This window comes from Actinobaculum sp. 352 (assembly GCF_003957265.1).
GTDB lineage: Bacteria > Actinomycetota > Actinomycetes > Actinomycetales > Actinomycetaceae > Asp313.
The window spans coordinates 84066-102541 of record NZ_RQSN01000004.1 but is presented as its reverse complement, the minus strand read 5'-3'; the positions used below and the strand labels follow the sequence as shown (position 1 = coordinate 102541).

General features: G+C 60.7%; 12 protein-coding genes. 10 read left to right on the top strand and 2 right to left on the bottom strand.

All coding sequences use genetic code 11. From position 1 onward, the window contains the following. Nucleotides 1-467 precede the first annotated feature (467 nt). Nucleotides 468-1412, top strand: coding sequence for a dephospho-CoA kinase (gene coaE / locus EKN07_RS05605; RefSeq protein ID WP_164546607.1), 945 nt, complete (start codon nt 468-470; stop codon nt 1410-1412). 192 nt (nt 1413-1604) lie between these two features. Here coaE and ftsH read toward each other — a convergent pair whose 3' ends face one another. Then, nucleotides 1605-3662: an ATP-dependent zinc metalloprotease FtsH gene (gene ftsH, locus EKN07_RS05600; protein ID WP_108715944.1), complete on the bottom strand. Its 2058-nt coding sequence runs from the start codon at nt 3660-3662 to the stop codon at nt 1605-1607. A gap of 127 nt (nt 3663-3789) precedes the next feature. On the opposite strand from ftsH, the gene uvrB reads away from it, so the two are divergent. Next, nucleotides 3790-5868 carry an excinuclease ABC subunit UvrB gene (gene uvrB, locus EKN07_RS05595; RefSeq protein WP_108715943.1) on the top strand — a complete coding sequence of 693 codons (2079 nt, stop codon included), beginning with the start codon at nt 3790-3792 and terminating at the stop codon, nt 5866-5868. Nucleotides 5869-6129: 261 nt separating this feature from the next. Then, nucleotides 6130-7185 (top strand): TerC/Alx family metal homeostasis membrane protein, encoded by a 1056-nt coding sequence (locus EKN07_RS05590; protein WP_346426204.1) that lies wholly within the window; start codon nt 6130-6132, stop codon nt 7183-7185. Between the two features lie 200 nt (nt 7186-7385). Here the strand turns inward: EKN07_RS05590 and EKN07_RS05585 are convergent, their stop codons facing one another. Beyond that, entirely contained in the window at nt 7386-7667 is a 282-nt protein-coding gene (locus EKN07_RS05585) for a YciI family protein (protein ID WP_108715942.1), read from the bottom strand. 107 nt (nt 7668-7774) lie between these two features. Between EKN07_RS05585 and uvrA the strand changes: the two genes are divergently transcribed. The 7 genes from uvrA (at nt 7775) to EKN07_RS05550 (ending at nt 18476) form a co-directional block, all read left to right on the top strand. Next, the gene (uvrA, locus tag EKN07_RS05580; RefSeq protein ID WP_126145845.1) at nt 7775-10621 is read left to right on the top strand and encodes an excinuclease ABC subunit UvrA; all 2847 of its coding nucleotides are present in this window, start codon (nt 7775-7777) and stop codon (nt 10619-10621) included. Then, entirely contained in the window at nt 10621-12807 is a 2187-nt protein-coding gene (uvrC, locus tag EKN07_RS05575) for an excinuclease ABC subunit UvrC (RefSeq protein WP_126145844.1), read from the top strand. Before uvrA ends, uvrC begins: the two co-directional genes overlap by 1 nt. Nucleotides 12808-12967: 160 nt before the next feature. After that, on the top strand, nt 12968-13903 hold the full coding sequence (gene rapZ / locus EKN07_RS05570) for an RNase adapter RapZ (RefSeq protein WP_126145843.1): 936 nt from the start codon (nt 12968-12970) through the stop codon (nt 13901-13903). Continuing rightward, entirely contained in the window at nt 13903-14868 is a 966-nt protein-coding gene (gene yvcK, locus EKN07_RS05565) for a uridine diphosphate-N-acetylglucosamine-binding protein YvcK (protein ID WP_108715941.1), read from the top strand. The genes rapZ and yvcK overlap by 1 nt, the downstream gene beginning before the upstream one ends. Before the next feature lie 46 nt (nt 14869-14914). Beyond that, nucleotides 14915-15895: a DNA-binding protein WhiA gene (gene whiA, locus EKN07_RS05560; RefSeq protein ID WP_108715940.1), complete on the top strand. Its 981-nt coding sequence runs from the start codon at nt 14915-14917 to the stop codon at nt 15893-15895. Nucleotides 15896-16190: 295 nt separating this feature from the next. Continuing rightward, a complete protein-coding gene (gap, locus tag EKN07_RS05555) occupies nt 16191-17195 on the top strand; it encodes a type I glyceraldehyde-3-phosphate dehydrogenase (RefSeq protein WP_108715939.1) in 1005 nt (334 codons plus the stop codon). 87 nt (nt 17196-17282) lie between these two features. Then, nucleotides 17283-18476, top strand: coding sequence for a phosphoglycerate kinase (locus tag EKN07_RS05550; protein WP_108715938.1), 1194 nt, complete (start codon nt 17283-17285; stop codon nt 18474-18476).

Genomic DNA, 18476 nt, shown 5'->3' with positions numbered 1-18476 from the left:
ACACCCATGAGTCACGATGGGATAGCAGTGGGTACCAGCACGCGGGCATGGTCGCCGGTGACGGGATGACCTGGGCGTACGCAGGGTAATAGTCTTGGCGTACCGGTTTCGCGGGCGTGGACTACGATGAAACGCATAGCATTCAGATGGCAACCAGTGCTATCGTCCGGCTACCGATCGGCGCACCGTGCGCAGTGGCCAACGGGTGTCGGAGACCCGCGGGGTTCGAATCCCCCATTCTCCACCGCGAACCTGGGGCCACTGCGTCGGCTAAAGGCCTTCGTGGGTTCAAATCCCGCCGTCTCCGCCCAGCGGGTGGAACTGCGGCGTAGGCAAGCGGGATCGCCGAGTGGGCGTGCAGTCTCGCCGTGTAGCCGAACGGAACCGTGACCACGCGGGCCTGTTTGCGTTGCATGCTACGTGCATGCCGAGGCGACGCCCACAGAAGCAAAAGGAGAGGATGCAGCATGTTGACCGTTGCCTTGACCGGTGGAATCGGTTCCGGGAAGTCGACGGTGGCGAGGATGCTCGCCACGCGCGGCGCGCATGTACTGGAACTAGACGCTGTTGCCCGGCAGGTGCTTGCGCCGGGTGGCTCGGCCGTAGCGGAAGTTGCTGCCGAATGGCCTGACACCGTCCGTGACGGCCGCGTTGATCGAGCAGCGTTAGCGCATGTTGTCTTCGGCGACGCCGCAGCTCGCGCTCGGCTTTCTGCCATAACGCACCCGCGGACCTGGGCGCTCGCAGATGAGCACCTAGAGCGATGGGAGCGCGCCGATCCAAGTGGAATCGTGATTATTGAGCTGGCGCTGCTCGCCGGCAGTCCGCGTGAAAATGCCTATCATGCGAATGTTGTGGTCGCGGCGGACCGTGATATGCGACTGTCGCGTCTGGTGCAAGCACGGGGAATGTCAGCCGAGGATGCGGCTGCTCGCCTCGCCGCGCAGCCTCCGCAGGAATCTCTGGAACATCTGGCAGACATGTGGCTGGAGAATGCCGGTTCGCAGCAGGCTCTACAAGCGCAGGTTGATGACCTGTGGGCGTCATGGCTGCGGCCTTACGCGAGGAACCTGTATGCGGGTACCTCGAATGAAGGCGCGCCGCATGCTACACCTCATGACCTTGCGCGTGCACAGGCGCGGCTTGCCCATCGGGGTTTGCGTACGCGGCAATGCGAGGAAGGTCTACTGTACGGAACGACCTCACCTCTGAAACAGGGAGACCCCGATCCTCAGGGGCGGGATGGCACTCTGCTCACCCGGCCCGGCCCCGGTGGCGATAACACATCCTGCGCTTACGACACTATCGCAGCCGTCTTTTCCCGCTCCGGATTCGTGCCGCTTGGGGGCGGAAGCTGGTGCAGTGCGGACCCGCGCTTCTACCTAGCGGTGGTGCCTGAGAAAGAACAATAGGCCGTTGTCCTCCTGCCCGGCCAATTGTTGGCGTAGCGAGCCTAAGAGCCCTGCCATCATCGCCATGGGGCGCGCAGCCCGATGATGGCCGACCGTGGCCCACGGCCGACATCAGGTGTACAGGGGCCGTTCACCTGCCGACAAGCGACAGCCGCAACTCGCCAGAGTGCTTGTTCGAGCCGCATCGAGGCCTCAGTCCTGCTGTATGACAGCGGCATCCGGCGTTGCACTGGAGGGCGGAGCAAACTTGGCGGCGATCCGCGGCGCGTCGGAGTGCTTAGCGATACCGGCCACGCGGTAGGCATCATCTTCATCCAGAGTCTCCTGCTCCAGGAGAGCATTCACGAGCGCCTGATGCTGATCATGGTGTTCTGCCAGCAAGCGACGCGCCTCTGCATAGCATTCTGAAAGGAGGGCGCGCACCTCGTCGTCGACTGCGGATAGAAGCTCGTCGGACACCCCCTGTGAGCGGGGGTCACCCTCAACCGGGTACACCTGGACGGGGCCGATTTTCTCCGACATGCCCCAGCGTCCGAACATCTGCCGGGCAATGCCGGTGGCGGTGCGAAGATCGGATTCGGCACCGGTTGTCACTACGCCATAGACCTCCTGCTCGGCAGCCATACCGCCGAGGGCCCCGATGATCCGACCGCGTAGATAGGCCTTGTCGTAGCCATACTTGTCCGATTCCGGGGTTGAGAGGGTGACGCCGAGGGCGCGGCCACGCGGAATGATGGAGATCTTACGCACCGGGTCGGCGCCGGGTTGGATCATGCCGAGCAGGGCGTGCCCGGCCTCGTGCCAAGCGGTTCGTTCCCGCTCGGCCTGGTCCATAACGACGGCCCGTTCCACACCCAGTTGGATCGTCTCTAAAGCATTGGTGAAATCGGACATTTCGACGGTTTGCGCACCACGCCGCGCCGCCAGAAGAGATGCCTCGTTCACCAGATTTGCTAGATCCGCGCCGGTAAGGCCCGGGGTGGACTTGGCGACCGCCGCCAGAGAAACCGTCGGATCGAGTGGGCGGCCCCGCGTATGAACTCGAAGGATCGCCTCACGGCCACTCTGGTCCGGCGGGGACACGGTGATGGTGCGGTCGAAGCGTCCGGCACGAGTAAGAGCGCTGTCGAGTACTTCGGCCAGATTGGTGGCGGCGATAACGATAATGCTCTCCGTGGCGGAGAATCCGTCCATCTCGGTCAGGATTTGATTCAAGGTCTGCTCACGGTCCTCATTGGAACCAATCGAATTAACCTGCGAACGAGACCGGCCAATGGCATCAATCTCATCGATGAAGATTATCGCCGGGCTCACCTTGCGGGCAGCCTCGAACAGGGACCGCACATCGGAGGCGCCTTTGCCGGCCAGGATTCCGCCGATTTCTGCCGCTGAAATCGAGAAGAACGGAACATCGGCCTCTCCGGCAGTGGCACGGGCAAGCAGGGTCTTTCCCGTGCCAGGTCCACCTTCCAACAAGATACCGCGGGGAATCTTCGCGCCCAGCCGCGTGTACTTTTCCGGGTCACGCAGCATGTCGACGACCTCGCGCAGTTGCTCCTCGACCTCGTCGATACCGGCGACGTCGTCGAAGGTCACGCGGTTGACGGATGGATCAACCGGCTTGTGCTGCTTTGAGCCGAACAACGAGGAGGTTCCGCGCATCTGCCGCCGCAGGAACCACCAGTAGAAGCCGAAAATCAGAGCTATCGGCAGCAGGGATACTACAAGGGTAAGAATGGGGTTCGATCTCTGGATAGGGGAGACTGCCGTAATGGTGACGTCGTTGCGACTCAGCAGGCGCGCCATCGAGTCATCCGCCCACGTGGGCCTTTCCGTGGTGAACTGGGTGTACTTCTGGCCCTCGTAGGTGGTCGTCTTCCGCAATTCGCCCTCGATGCTGTCGCCCTGGGCGGAAATCGTCTCGATGTTGTTCTTCTGGAGCTGCGAGTAGAACTCGTTGTAGGGCAGCTCCACCACCGGATTGATGGCGCGCTGGATCTGTGTGAGAAAGATGAAGCTCACGGCCCATGCAACACCGACAATGAGAAGCGTGCGCAGCCACCTCGGCAGCCTGGATTTTTGATTGTTGTCGTTGCGTCCGCGCAGCCGAGAAGCGGCGTCCGCGCGGTCAATCTCCGGCAGGCCTTCGGTGCGCCACGGATGCGCTTCCTGCGAACTAACCGGTTCACGGTTAGGGCGGCGTGTATCGGACCCGTTTCGTTGCGCCGAAGCGGAATTTGACTCGGACATGACACTCCTTCTTTGCCCCTAATCCTCTTCGCCCTGAACTTCCATTGTCCACTCCGCACGGTGCATTGCGCGAAAGGCGAACGGGTGCGTTAGCTCTCCCGGTGGCGTGCGGAGTAGCCTGGAGTGTATGCGTCCTGTTACCGAGCTCGTTCGGGCCGAAAGCCCGTTCCGCGTCGTCTCCCCGTACCAACCAGCGGGCGACCAGCCGCAAGCCATTTCCGAGTTGGCAGAACGGATTAACGCTGGTGAGAAGGACATCGTCCTCCTAGGCGCTACCGGCACCGGTAAATCGGCGACGACGGCGTGGCTGGTCGAGCAGGTACAGCGTCCCACCCTCATCCTGGAACCAAATAAAACCCTCGCCGCGCAGATGGCGGCCGAGTTCCGTGAACTCATGCCGGATAACGCTGTCGAGTACTTCGTCTCCTATTATGACTATTACCAACCGGAAGCGTATGTGCCACAGACGGATACGTTTATCGAGAAGGACTCCTCGATAAACGACGAGGTGGAGCGGTTGCGGCATTCGGCGACGAACTCGTTGCTCACCCGGCGCGACACCGTTGTGGTTTCCTCAGTGTCCTGCATCTACGGCCTGGGCACACCGCAAGAGTACGTGGACCGTATGGTCCAGCTGGAGGTCGGGCAGGTGCTAGACCGCGACGATCTGCTGCGCATGTTCGTCGCCATGCAGTACACGCGCAATGACATCGCCTTCGCACGTGGTACTTTCCGCGTGCGCGGAGACACGGTAGAGATCATCCCCGTTTATGAAGAACTTGCCATCAGAATTGAGTTCTTTGGTGATGAGATTGATGAACTGAGCTTGTTGCATCCGCTCAACGGCAACGTCATCCGGGAGGTGCGACAGGCGCATGTGTTTCCGGCATCGCACTACGTTGCTGGACCGGAAAGGATGGCGCGCGCCACGGCGGATATCGAAGAGGAACTTGGTGAGCGCCTGGAAACTCTGCGTAGTCAGAACCAACTCCTTGAGGCGCAGCGTTTGGAGATGCGAACCACCTATGACCTCGAAATGATGCGAAACATCGGCACGTGTTCAGGCATTGAGAACTATTCCCGGCACATTGATGGACGTGGGCCTGGCACGCCTCCTAACACGTTGCTCGACTACTTCCCCGAGGATTTCCTTCTCATCATTGACGAATCCCACGTGACCGTTCCGCAGATCGGTGCTATGTTCGAAGGTGACGCATCGCGCAAACGGACACTGGTGGAATACGGCTTCCGGCTGCCCTCCGCTCTGGACAATCGCCCGTTGAAATGGGATGAGTTTTTGGAGCGAATCGGCCAGACCGTCTATCTTTCCGCCACGCCGGGGCCGTATGAACTCGAGCGGTCCGACGGCGTCGTCGAGCAGATAATCCGCCCTACCGGACTGGTAGACCCGTTGATTGTGGTGAAACCAACCGAGGGACAGATTGACGATTTGTTGGAGCAGATTCGCCTGCGCGTAGAACGCCAAGAACGTGTACTTGTCACCACGCTGACGAAGAAAATGGCGGAGAATCTAACCGACTACCTGGCAGATCGCGGTGTCAAGGTGCAGTATCTTCACTCAGACGTAGACACGCTTGAACGCGTGAAGCTCCTGCGCGAACTCCGACTCGGTGTGTTCGACGTGCTGGTCGGCATCAACCTGCTGCGGGAGGGACTCGACCTGCCGGAGGTCTCTCTGGTGGCGATTCTCGATGCTGATAAGCAGGGCTTTTTGCGCTCAACGCGGTCGCTGATACAGACCATCGGGCGCGCTGCGCGAAACGTCTCGGGCGAGGTCCATATGTATGCCGAGGTCATCACACCGAATATGCAGGAGGCCATCGACGAGACGAACCGGCGCCGCCAGAAACAGATCGCATACAACACGGAGCATGGCATTGACCCACAGCCGCTACGCAAGAAGATTGCTGATGTAACCGACATGCTGGCGCGAGAAGATATCGATACCGCCGAGCTGCTTGAGGGAGGCTACCGCAGCGAGCCTGCTCACGCACAAGGGCGGGCATCTAAGGCGGAGGCGGATCGTGCGGAAGGAACGCGCAGCCTGGTACAGCTCATCGAGGAACTCACGGCGCAAATGCATACCGCCGCAGAGCAATTGCACTTCGAGTTGGCGGCACGATACCGGGATGAGATCAAGGACTTGAAAAGCGAACTGTGGCATGCGCAGCAGGCCCAGAAATAAACGACGCTGACCGGCACGAAGGAAGGAGGCGCGCGCACGGAACAAGAGGGCGGAGGTTCGGGCAGGGCGAACACGTTAGGAATCGCACGTTCGTTCCTAGCTGTGCGCATGCCGCCAATGGCTAAGACGCGCGTATTATGACTCCCGGAGGGGAGTACTCCCACACAACATCGGTTCGTCATCACGGCATTACGTCCGGGCCGAGGCCAGCAATGGCGGGAGGAGACCTCAGGCACCAACTACCGGAGGAACGATTAACATATGCTCTCCCCGCTTTCACATGCGGTGCTGGCGGAGCCTGCCGCCGCAACTGCCGCCGACATGGCGGTACACCCAATAGAGTGGCTGCTACTAGGTCTGCTCGTCGTGGGACTCATCACAATGGATTTGGTCGGCCACGTCCGTAAGCCGCATGAGCCCACGCTGGGTGAGGCCACCCGCTGGCTGCTGTTTTATGTCGCGCTCGCCGTGGCCTTTGGCGTGTATATGATCTTCCGGCACTCCCCGGAGTTCTCGGTGGAGTTCTTCTCCACTTACTTCACCGAATACTCGTTGTCTATAGACAACATCTTCATTTTCATCATCATCATGGCGTCGTTCCGGGTGCCGCGTGCCCACCAGCAAAAGGTCTTGCTATACGGCATCATCATCGCGCTGGTCCTGCGTCTGATCTTCATCTTGCTTGGCGCAGCGCTGCTAGAACGCTTCTCGTGGCTATTCTTTCTTTTTGCGGCCTTTTTGCTCTACACAGCATACTCTCAGGTCAAAGAGGGTGTCTCCGGCGGTGACGAAGGGGATCCGGAAGAGTACGAACCCAATGGGATTGTGCGCGTGGCACAGCGAGTTTTCCGTGTCACGGACGGGTTTGTGGGCGATAGACTAGTGGTCCGTCGTGCGAATAGGACCTACATTACGCCGTTCCTGCTGTGCATACTCTCCATCGGCTCAGCCGATTTGATGTTCGCCCTTGACTCCATTCCGGCGTCATTTGGTCTAACGAAACAACCGCTGATTATCTTCGCGGCCAATGCCTTCGCACTTATGGGCCTGCGGCAGTTGTTCTTCCTGGTGGATGGACTGCTGGAACGCCTCATTTACCTGCACTACGGACTGGCGGCCATTCTCGGTTTCATCGGATTAAAACTGCTCGTCGAGGCGTGCCACGGTCAGGGATGGTTGGAGGCAATTCCGGCGATTCCGCCGCTGGCATCGCTGGGCGTCATCATTGTGTGCGTGCTGATCACAGTAGTTGCATCGCTGATCGTCTCGCGACGTCATGACAAAATGGGGCACAACGAGGCAGGAAAGGTAGTCTGAGGTCTTCGGTCCTCAAGCGCGTAAGCATGCGTAACGGCCTTCCAGCCTTTCGCGCAGTGTCCCGTTAGCGGCGCCGTTGACACCGAACCAGGCCCCGTCAGGTCAGTCGCGGTGTTGACATGCCACCAAGAGCGTTGCGCATGCCAATAACGTGCGAGTCGCCACCGAGGCAGCCTCGGCAGAGTACTACCGCCGAGTGATCAGTTATTCCACGGTCCTATGACCGGATTCCAGACGCGCGCGGTACGCGACTCGATAACGCCTGCTTCCAACAACGGGTCGCCGGTAAGGAGTGCAAGGCCTTCTTCAGGAGAGTCCGCCACCACAATAAGCAGAGCGTGACTCGAACCAAGCGGCCCGGATGCAAGCAACTTCCCCTCATCGAAAAGCGAGCGGAGATGCTCGCGGTGCTTGGGGCGGACCTGTGCCAGGAGATCGAGTTTGTTCGCGTCGTAAATGTACTCAACAGCTACGGTGGTCATGTACCAAGCGTAGCGGGTTACACGCTGATAGCCCAGGGAAATGCGGAAGCTGCCACGTCCCGGTGTCCACGCTTTGCTCGAACACGTGTTCTATGTAGAATTGCGGCGTGACTCATGATGTTATCCACGTGCAGGGCGCCCGCGAGCATAACTTGCAGAACGTCAGCATCGATATTCCGCGTGACGAATTCGTAGTGTTCACCGGACTTTCCGGTTCAGGGAAGTCCTCCTTGGCATTCGACACGATTTTCGCGGAGGGGCAACGGCGCTACGTGGAGTCGTTGAGTTCTTATGCGCGGCAGTTCTTGGGCCAGATGGATAAGCCCGATGTAGATTTCATCGAAGGACTGTCACCGGCGGTCGCCATCGACCAGAAGTCAACAAACCGGAACCCGCGCTCCACCGTCGGTACCGTGACCGAGGTGTACGACTACCTGCGTCTGCTCTTCGCTCGGGCCGGTGTGCAATACTGCCCGGAATGCGGGGAGCGAATTCAGGCGCAGAGCGCAGAACAAATCGTTGATCGAGTCAGCGAATTGCCGGAAGGGACACGCTTCCAAGTGCTGGCACCGGTGCTGCGCGGGCGCAAGGGAGAGTACCAAGATCTTTTTGCCGAGCTCGCCGCCTCAGGTTTTTCACGTGCCATCGTCGATGGTGAACAGGTGAGGTTAGAGGAACCCCCGCAACTGGAAAAGAAGCTGCGGCACAACATCGACGTCGTCGTGGACAGATTAGTTGCGCGTGACAGCATGAAGAGTCGGCTCACCGACTCGGTTGAAACCGCACTCCGGCTTGCGGACGGACTTGTGGTGATCGAGCAAGTAGACCTGGAGGGCGACGATCCGCAACGTAGGCGCCGCTATTCGGAGAAGCGATCCTGCCCGAACGATCACGTACTCGCACTGGAGGAGATCGAGCCGCGCACTTTTTCCTTCAACGCCCCTTATGGCGCCTGTCCAGCCTGCGACGGCATCGGGTCGAAACTCGAGGTCGACCCGGAGCTGGTGATTCCTGACGATTCGCTCACCCTCAGGCAGGGCGCCATCGCCCCATGGAGTGGTCATCAAGACTTCTTCACTCGACAGCTGGAGGCACTCGGTGAGGAACTGGACTTCGATGTGGATACCCCGTGGTCCGAGTTGCCAAAGAAAGCACGCCAAGCAATCCTGCGTGGCAAGGATTACAAGGTCAAGGTGAAGTATCGCAACCGCTGGGGGCGGGAGCGGATATACGCCACTGGTTTTGAAGGCGTTCTTGCCTACGTGATGCGAAAGCATGACGAAACCGAATCCGACTGGTCGCGTGACCGCTATGAGGGGTACATGCGCGAGGTTCCCTGTGCGGCATGCGGCGGAGCGCGGCTGCGGCCCGAGGTTCTGGCCGTACGCATCGACGGTCTGAATATTGATGAGCTGTGTCGCCTGTCCATTGACGAGGCGAAGAGGTTCCTTGACGACGTTCAGCTCGACAGGCGGCAGGCGGCTATAGCGGCGCAGGTGCTCAAGGAAATCCAGGCGCGGCTCGGTTTTCTCGTCGACGTCGGTCTTTCTTACCTGACGCTCGCTCGCGGCGCCGCAACGCTCTCCGGCGGTGAAGCACAGCGGATCCGCTTGGCTACGCAGATCGGCTCCGGGCTGGTCGGTGTGCTCTATGTTCTCGACGAGCCCTCAATCGGGTTGCATCAACGCGATAATGAGCGCCTTATTGCCACGCTGACGCGTTTGCGTGACCTCGGCAACACACTGGTGGTCGTCGAACACGACGAAGAAACCATCCGCACGGCGGACTGGGTGGTTGATATTGGCCCCGGTGCGGGAGAGCGCGGCGGTGAAGTGGTGTATTCGGGTCCCGTGGACGGGCTCGTGGCCAACGAGAAATCCATTACCGGCCAGTACCTTGCCGGTCGGAGGGTGATTGCTGTGCCCCCGGTACGTCGCCCGGTCAATCCGAAGGCCCGCATCACCGTCACCGGTGCACGGGAAAACAACCTGCAGAACATTTCCGTATCCTTCCCACTGTCCTGCTTCATTGCCGTAACCGGTGTTTCCGGCTCCGGCAAGTCAACACTCGTCAACCAGATCCTCTACCAGGGGCTTGCCAACAAGCTCAACGGTGCCCGGACGGTTCCCGGGCGGCATAAGGCGATTACCGGAATTGATGATCTGGACAAGGTCATTCATGTGGACCAGTCGCCCATTGGGCGGACGCCGCGCTCCAACCCCGCTACCTATACGGGGGTGTGGGACAAGATCCGGGGGATTTTCGCGCAGACGCAGGAAGCGAAAGTGCGCGGATACGGTCCCGGCCGCTTTTCCTTCAACGTTAAGGGGGGCCGGTGCGAGGCGTGCAAGGGCGACGGTACACTGAAAATCGAGATGAATTTCCTGCCGGACGTATACGTCCCCTGTGAGGTGTGCCGCGGTGCGCGCTACAACCGCGAGACACTGGAGGTGCGCTACAAGGGTAAGAACGTCTCCGAAGTTCTCGATATGACGATACGGGAAGCCCGTGAGTTCTTTGAACCCATTCAGTCCATCACCCGGTACCTCGCCACGCTGGAATCGGTGGGGCTGGGCTATGTTCATCTCGGCCAAGCGGCGACCACGCTTTCCGGCGGTGAGGCACAGCGGGTCAAACTGGCCTCTGAACTGCATCGGCGCTCTAACGGACGGACCGTGTACATTCTCGACGAACCGACCACTGGTCTGCATTTCGAGGATGTGCGCAAGCTACTGGCCGTTCTGCAGTCCCTGGTGGAGAAGGGAAACACGGTGATTGTTATCGAGCACAATCTCGATGTCATCAAATCCGCCGACTGGATCATTGACATGGGTCCGGAAGGGGGATCCGGAGGAGGTCGCGTCATCGCCGAGGGAACCCCCGAACAAGTGGCCAAGAGTAAAGGTTCTGCCACCGGCGAGTTTCTCGCGCCTGTGGTGGCGGCTGCACGCTGATGGCAGATCCCGCGAGTTACCGTCCGGCGCCGGGCACAATCCCGGCCCAGCCGGGCGTGTACCGTTTTCGCGACGAGGAAGGGCGGGTCCTGTACGTCGGCAAGGCGAAGAGCCTGCGCAATCGGCTTGCCAATTATTTCCAGGACGAAATGGCCCTATCGCCCCGCATCCGCCGCATGGTTCACACCGCCTGCCGAGTGGAATGGGTGGTAGTTGGTTCCGAGGTTGAGGCGCTCACCCTCGAATACTCGTGGATCAAGGAATTCGAGCCGCGGTTCAACGTCGTATTCCGCGACAACAAATCCTATCCCTACCTCGCTGTTTCTTTGGGGGAGGAGTTTCCGCGTGCGTGGATAACTCGTGAAAGGCATCGTTCGGGCACCCGATACTTCGGCCCGTATACGAAGGTCTGGGCCATCCGTGACACCCTGGATCGCCTGCTTACGGTTTTTCCCATGCGTTCATGTACCGCCGGCCAATTCAAGCAGGCACAACGCACCGGGCGGCCGTGCCTGTACGCGGATATCGGTCGCTGTACCGCGCCCTGCGTAGGCCGAGTGACGGCCACGGAGCACAGGGTGAATGCCGAGGGCGTGGTTGAGTTCATGGATGGAGATTCGTCGGCGGCCATCGCACAGCGACGGCGCGAGATGATGGCGGCGGCGCAGGCGGAAGAGTTTGAACGGGCGGCACGCCTGCGCGACGAGGTCGCGGCGTTGGAAGCAGTGACAGAGCGCAACGTCGTCGTATTTGACGACAACCTGGACGCTGACGTTTTCGGTATGGAAGCCGATGAAATAGAAGCCTCCGTGCAGGTCTTCTTTGTACGCGGTGGGCGCATCCGTGGCCAACAGGACTGGGTAAGCGAGGAGGTTTCCGGTGTGAGCACCGGAGAACTCATCACGCAGGTGTTGATGCAGGTATATGCGGATCCCCGCTATGATGCCGTTTCCCGGCAGCGGGAGTCGTCCAATAGTGTGGACGACCGCAAACACACCGCCCTGGGCGCGCTCCCCAGCGAGATCTGGGTGCCGGAACTACCGGAGGAGCAGGCGGATCTAGAAGCATGGCTCGGGACGCGGCGTGGCGGTCCGGTACATCTGAAATCACCGCGACGTGGTGACAAGGCGAAGCTGGCCGAAACGGTCCATCTCAACGCGCAGCAGGCCCTGCAACGTCACAAGCTCGCGCGTGCCTCGGATATCACCGTGCGTTCTCAGGCCTTGGAAGAGCTGCGCGACGCACTGGGAATGGAACGGGCACCGCTGCGAATCGAGTGCTACGACATTTCGCACACACAGGGGCGTCAGCAGGTCGGTTCCATGGTGGTATTCGAGGATGGACTCGCGAAGAAGGCCGACTACCGGCATTACATTGTGCGAGGGCCAGAAGGTAACGGCGTACCGGATGACACGGCGGCAATGGACGAGGTTCTGCGACGCCGCTTGGGCCGACTCGTTGCCGGTGCGGCGGGTGACGACGCCGGCGGCGCGGAGGACGCCGGGAAGGAGGCACGGGAAGCCCCGGAGGGCCTTGCCGAAGCCGCCGGTCTGGATGGCGGCGGCGATGAGGCTGATGTCCGCAGGGTGAACGGCAGCGGCGATGTAAACGAAGGTGTCGGCGCGGATGCGGCACTGGGGCGGCCGCGTCGTTTTGCCTATCGCCCCGACCTGCTGGTGGTGGACGGCGGCCTGCCGCAGGTCAATGCCGCGCAGCGCGTGATCGACGAACTGGGCGCGGACGTTCGCCTGGTGGGATTGGCCAAGCGACTGGAGGAGGTCTGGTTGCCGGGCGAGGACTTCCCGGTGATTTTTCCCCGCAATTCTGCCGCGTTGCGCCTATTGCAACAGCTACGCGACGAGTCACATCGTTTTGCGATCACCTTCCATCGCAAGAAGCGTGGCCAGGCCATGACGCGCTCAGCACTGGATGCGATCCCCGGCCTCGGGCCTACCAAGCAGAAAGCGCTTCTGCGCGCGTTCGGCTCTCTGGCACGGATTCGCCGAGCGACACCGGAAGAACTGCAGACGGTGCCGGGTATCGGCCCAGCTCTGGCAACAATGGTGAGTACGGCGTTGCGCGCCGAAGCCCCGCACGCCGAGCAGCGTGAAGAAAACGACAATGCGGCGGCATCCACCGATACTGCGCCGCCCGCCTCGGGATCGCCGGGGAACGTTCCCTCGTAACACGGCCCGGTTTCGATCATTGCGCCGGGTGCTCCGCCGGAAAAGGCGCCCTCGTAACACGGCCTAGCGCCTCGGCGTCGCCGCGTTTTCTGTGCTGTTGTGGCACGTCTCGTAACAGGGGACGGGTGATGCCTGCCACTTTTGTGGCATGATGGCAGGTATGAGCGACATCAATGACACCGCGTCAATACCTATCGGTATCCCCGAGCAAGACGCCGACGCCATCTTGCCCACGAACGAGGTCCCGGAGTTGCTCATTATCACCGGTATGTCTGGCGCCGGAAGATCTCAAGTGGGTGCCACGCTGGAAGACCTGGATTGGTACGTGGTCGATAATCTTCCGCCCCGGCTGTTGCGCGCACTTGCCGGGCTGATAACACCGGGCGCGGGCGTACAGCGGCTCGCGGTCATCGTCGACGTACGCTCGCGCAGCTTCTTCGCCGAGTTTCAAGACGCCATTGATGAGCTACGTGACAGCGGCCTACATATGCGCGTGTTTTTCCTCGACTGTTCGGATGACGTACTTGTGCAACGCTACGAGTCGGTGCGCCGCCCCCATCCGCTGCAGGAAGGCGGGCGGCTGCTGGACGGCATCCAAGTCGAACGCAAGTTACTTGAGTCATTGCGTGCACACGCTGACACGATTATTGATACGACTACGTTCTCTGTTCACGACCTGTCTCGGCATATTCGCAAACTCGTGGCAGCGGAAACGGCCAGCGAGGTTCATGTGACCGTCATGTCCTTCGGTTTCAAATACGGACTACCGATGGATGCGGACAATGTGGCCGACGTCCGATTTCTTCCCAACCCCTACTGGGTATCTGAACTGCGGCACTTGACCGGGCATGACAAGCCGGTGTCCGACTTTGTGCTGGGCCAGGATGGGGCAGCAGACTTTGCGGAGTCCTACTCGAACCTCATGGCTGGCATCCTGGAGGGGTACGCGCACGAACTGAAACCGTATGTGACGATTGCAATCGGCTGTACGGGAGGAAAACATCGGTCAGTTGCCATGGCCGAGGCGGTTGCCGCGGATCTACGTGAGCGGGGGCATGCCGTTCGTGTCATCCACCGTGATTTGGGGCGAGAGTAATGGAGCTGGAACGGGGAGCGCGTGGGCCGGCTGTGGTCGCTCTTGGCGGCGGTCACGGCCTCTACGCCAGTCTGTCGGCACTGCGCATCATCACGCAGAACGTGACCGCCGTCGTGACGGTAGCGGACGACGGCGGATCGTCCGGTCGTCTGCGCAAAGAGTTCGGCGTTCTCCCGCCCGGCGATCTACGCATGGCGCTTTCCGCACTGTGTGACGATGGCGAGTGGGGGCAAACCTGGCGGGATGTTCTGCAGCACCGATTCAGTTCCAGCGGTCCGTTGAACGGACATGCCTTGGGCAATCTTCTGATCGTTTCCATGTGGGAACAGTTGGGAGGCACTGTTCCCGCTTTGGAATGGGTGGGGCAGTTGCTTGGAATCAAGGGGCGCGTTCTGCCGATGTCCTCGGTTCCCCTGGAGATTGAGGCGGAGGTCACCGAGGACGGTAGCGAGCATCTGGTACGTGGTCAGGTTGCGGTGGCGACCACCCCGGGGCATGTGGAGCATGTGCGCTTACTGCCTGAGAATCCGCAGGCACAACCCGAGGCCCTCGAAGCAATCAGTGCGGCCGACTGGGTGATTTTCGGACCCGGTTCCTGGTATACCTCGGTTATTCCGCACCTTTTGGTCCCCGAGTTACGCCAGGTCCTGTGCGCGACGACGGCGCGGCGCGGTCTCGCTCTGAACCTTCTGGCCGAGAAGGAGACGCGCGGAATGAGCTCTGCCGATCACATTCGTTCGTTCCGTACACACGCACCTGACCTGCGACTCGACGTCGTCGTCGCCGATCCGTCGTCGATTGACGATATACGGGAGACAGAAGCGGCCGCTGCGGAATGCGGGGCGCGATTATTGCTGCGGCAGGTTAGAATGGGCGACGGCTCGGCCCGGCACGATGCTCTCCGACTAGCCGCTGCGTACCGAGACGCTTTCGAGGGTATCCTCGGGGACGTTGACGAAAGATAATAATGCACAGTAACCGACGTGCACCGAATAGAAAGATGGATCAGGCATGCCCGCGCTTACCCAGGCCGTGAAGGACGAACTGGCAACCGTCCGGCCGCGACTCCAATCCAGCGTTATCGCGGAGGCTTGCGCCATGTTCAGGTTCAGCGGTGGCCTTGAGATCAGCAATGGGCGCGTTGTTATCCAGGGGGAGCTGAGTCACACTGGAGCGGCCCGGCATCTGTGGGAACTGGTGCATCAGCTCTACAACATCCAGCCAGAGCTGCTGACCACGTCTGCCTCCTCGCGGCAGACGAATCGGTACGTCGTCCGTATCACGCAGAATGGTGAACGGATTGCGCGTCGGCTGGGCCTCCTGGATACGCATGGGCGTCTGGTGCGTGGCTTGCCAACTTCCATTGTCGGGGGTTCGAAGGCGGATGCGGCCGCAGCGTGGAGAGGTGCCTTCCTCGCGCGTGGTTCTCTATTGGAACCCGGGCGTAACGCTGCACTGGAAGTGGTGTGTCCGAGCCTGGAAGCGGCGTACGCACTGGGGGGCCTGGCGCGACGCATGGAGATTCCCTACCGTGCGCGCGAATCGCGCGGGGCGCATCGGGTGGATATCCGCGAGGGCGATTCCATTGCGGAGATGCTCACGCGCATGGGTGCAAACGATTCGGTGCTGCGCTGGGAGGAACTACGTGTAGAGCGTGAAGTGCATGGCTCAGCTAATCGTCTGGCGAACTTCGATGATGCGAATATGCGACGGTCGGCGGACGCCGCTGTCGTGGCCGTGATCAGGGTCAAGCGCGCCTTTGAGATCCTTGGGGAGGATATTCCCGACAATCTCCGTGAGGCGGGTGAGTTCCGTATCCGCTACCCGGAGGATTCGTTGAACTTGCTGGGGGAGCGGCTCAATCCGCCCGCCACGAAGGATGCGGTGGCGGGCCGTCTTCGCCGCCTGAACACGATGGCGGATCGGCGGGCCGAGGAACTTGGTATCCCCTCCACGCTTGACGCCGTGGCGGACGCCAACCGGAAGGCATAGGAAAAGGCGGGCACGAAGTCCGGCGTCCAGGCGCGGAGTCCCATATGTTTGACGAGCGCGGGGTCGCGTAGCACAGATGGCGGGAACCCGGGACTTTCCGCACGGCTTTCGCTATTGGTGTGTGCTCGTTGTGGGCAAGGTCGCATCTTGGAATGGACCGGGCATCTCTTGATAGAGCCGTAAGCGGTAGAATGTTGCACGGAGCCCGGACGGCAGAATAAGTCCGGTACCCGCGGGCTGTTAAGTGCGGCCCGCACCTATGAGACGTGCGTGAAAGCGCACTAGGAGGAACAGAGTGACAATTCGCGTAGGTATTAACGGCTTTGGCCGCATTGGCCGCAACTTCACCCGCGCCGCCCTCGCCCAGGGTGCCGACATTCAGGTCGTTGCAGTTAACGATCTGACCGACAACAAGACCCTGGCTCACCTTCTTAAGTACGATTCAATTCTCGGCAAGCTGGACCGCGAGGTCAGCTACACCGAGGATTCCATCATCATTGGCGACCAGACGATCAAGGCTCTTGAGGAGCGCGATCCGGCTCAGCTGCCGTGGGGCGAACTCGGCGTCGACGTCGTCATCGAGTCCACCGGCCGTTTCACGGATGCGACCGCTGCTAAGGCGCACCTTGAGGCTGGAGCTAAGAAGGTTATCATCTCCGCTCCGGCGAAGAACGAAGATGCAACATTCGTCATCGGTGTGAACGAGCAGGACTACGATCCGGCCAACCACAACATCATCTCGAATGCATCCTGCACCACCAATTGCCTGGCACCGTTGGCCAAGGTCCTCAACGACGAGTTCGGCATTGTCAAGGGCCTTATGACCACGATTCACGCGTACACGGCTGACCAGAACCTGCAAGATGGCCCGCACAAGGATCTGCGCCGTTCGCGTGCCGCCGCCCTGAACATCGTTCCTACCAAGACGGGTGCGGCGCAGGCTGTCGCCCTCGTCATCCCGGAGCTGAAGGGCAAGTTCGACGGCTACGCGCTGCGTGTTCCGACCCCGACTGGCTCGGTCACCGACCTCACCTTCGAGGCCTCCAAGCCGGTGACGGTTGAGGCCGTCAACGCTGCCGTGAAGGCTGCCGCCGAGGGCCCGCTCAAGGGCATTCTGGCCTACACCGAGGATCCAATCGTCTCGAAGGACATCGAGACCGATCCGCATTCCTCGATTTTCGATGCCGGCTTGACCAAGGTTATCGACAACCAGGTCAAGGTTGTCTCCTGGTACGACAACGAGTGGGGTTATTCCAACCGCCTTGTTGACCTGACGGTCCTCGTTGGCGCGAAGCTCTGATACTGAACAGCTCGAATACCATGAGCTAAGCGGGATGCCCGCACATGCAGTGCGCGTGTGCGGGCATCCGCATGAAAGGAAGATTTTATGAGGACCATTGATTCGCTCGGCGATCTCGTCGGTAAGAAGGTTTTCGTTCGCTCGGACTTCAACGTTCCACTTGATGATGCCCGTAATATTACCGACGACGGTCGTATCCGTGCCGCTGTGCCAACGTTGCAGCGTCTGCTGAACGCGGGTGCCAAGGTCATCGTCTCCGCACATCTCGGCCGCCCGAAGGGCCAGGTCAAGCCGGAGTTCTCACTCGCGCCGGTGGCTGCTCGCCTAGGTGAGCTACTGGGTCGCGATGTTGTACTGGCCGCCGATACGGTTGGCCCGGATGCGCAGGCCAAGGTTGCAGCGCTTAACGACGGCGAGATCGTTCTGCTGGAGAATGTGCGTTTTGATGCGCGCGAGGATTCCAAGGTTGACGCGGAGCGGGAGGAACTTGCCAAGGAGTACGCCGCATTGGCCGACGCCTTTGTTTCCGATGGTTTCGGCGTGGTGCATCGCAAGCAGGCATCTGTTTATGACATTGCGAAGCTGCTGCCCTCAGCTGCCGGTGAGCTGGTCTTCAAGGAGATCGACTCCCTGTCGCGTGCCACGAACAACCCGGAGCGCCCGTACACCGTGGTGCTGGGTGGCTCGAAGGTTTCGGACAAGCTTGGCGTCATCGACAATCTCCTGGACAAGGCTGATCGTCTGCTGATCGGTGGAGGCATGGCGTTCACCTTCCTCCGTGCGCAGGGATATGAGGTCGGTACCTCGTTGCTGGAGGATGACCAGATCGATACTGCGGCGTCGTACCTGCGCAAGGCTGCCGACAACAACGTGCAGATCCTTCTGCCGGAAGACGTTGTCGTTGCGCCGAAGTTCGCCGCCGAAGCACCGGCGTCTGTTGTTCCGGTTTCCAACATTCCTGCCGATGAGATGGGCTTGGACATCGGACCGGAAAGCGGCGCCGCTTACGCGGAAGCAATCGCCGATTCCAAGACTGTGGTGTGGAACGGCCCGATGGGAGTCTTCGAATTCCCGGCCTTCGCCGAAGGAACCAAGGCCGTGGCACGGGCCATGCAAGATGCCGACGGCTTCACCATTGTTGGAGGTGGCGATTCCGCCGCGGCGGTGCGCAACCTGGGCTTCGATGAGCAGAAGTTCTCGCATATTTCCACCGGTGGTGGAGCCTCGCTGGAGTTCCTCGAGGGTAAGACGCTGCCGGGCATCGCTGTTCTGGAGGACTGA

Excerpts from the sequence above, each read along its gene's own strand:
- coaE (WP_164546607.1), top strand. The coding sequence starts at position 468 with ATGTTGACCGTTGCCTTGACCGGTGGAATCGGTTCCGGGAAGTCGACG.
- ftsH (WP_108715944.1), bottom strand. The coding sequence starts at position 3,662 with ATGTCCGAGTCAAATTCCGCTTCGGCGCAACGAAACGGGTCCGATACA.
- uvrB (WP_108715943.1), top strand. The coding sequence starts at position 3,790 with ATGCGTCCTGTTACCGAGCTCGTTCGGGCCGAAAGCCCGTTCCGCGTC.
- EKN07_RS05590 (WP_346426204.1), top strand. The coding sequence starts at position 6,130 with ATGCTCTCCCCGCTTTCACATGCGGTGCTGGCGGAGCCTGCCGCCGCA.
- EKN07_RS05585 (WP_108715942.1), bottom strand. The coding sequence starts at position 7,667 with ATGACCACCGTAGCTGTTGAGTACATTTACGACGCGAACAAACTCGAT.
- uvrC (WP_126145844.1), top strand. The coding sequence starts at position 10,621 with ATGGCAGATCCCGCGAGTTACCGTCCGGCGCCGGGCACAATCCCGGCC.
- rapZ (WP_126145843.1), top strand. The coding sequence starts at position 12,968 with ATGAGCGACATCAATGACACCGCGTCAATACCTATCGGTATCCCCGAG.
- yvcK (WP_108715941.1), top strand. The coding sequence starts at position 13,903 with ATGGAGCTGGAACGGGGAGCGCGTGGGCCGGCTGTGGTCGCTCTTGGC.
- whiA (WP_108715940.1), top strand. The coding sequence starts at position 14,915 with ATGCCCGCGCTTACCCAGGCCGTGAAGGACGAACTGGCAACCGTCCGG.
- EKN07_RS05550 (WP_108715938.1), top strand. The coding sequence starts at position 17,283 with ATGAGGACCATTGATTCGCTCGGCGATCTCGTCGGTAAGAAGGTTTTC.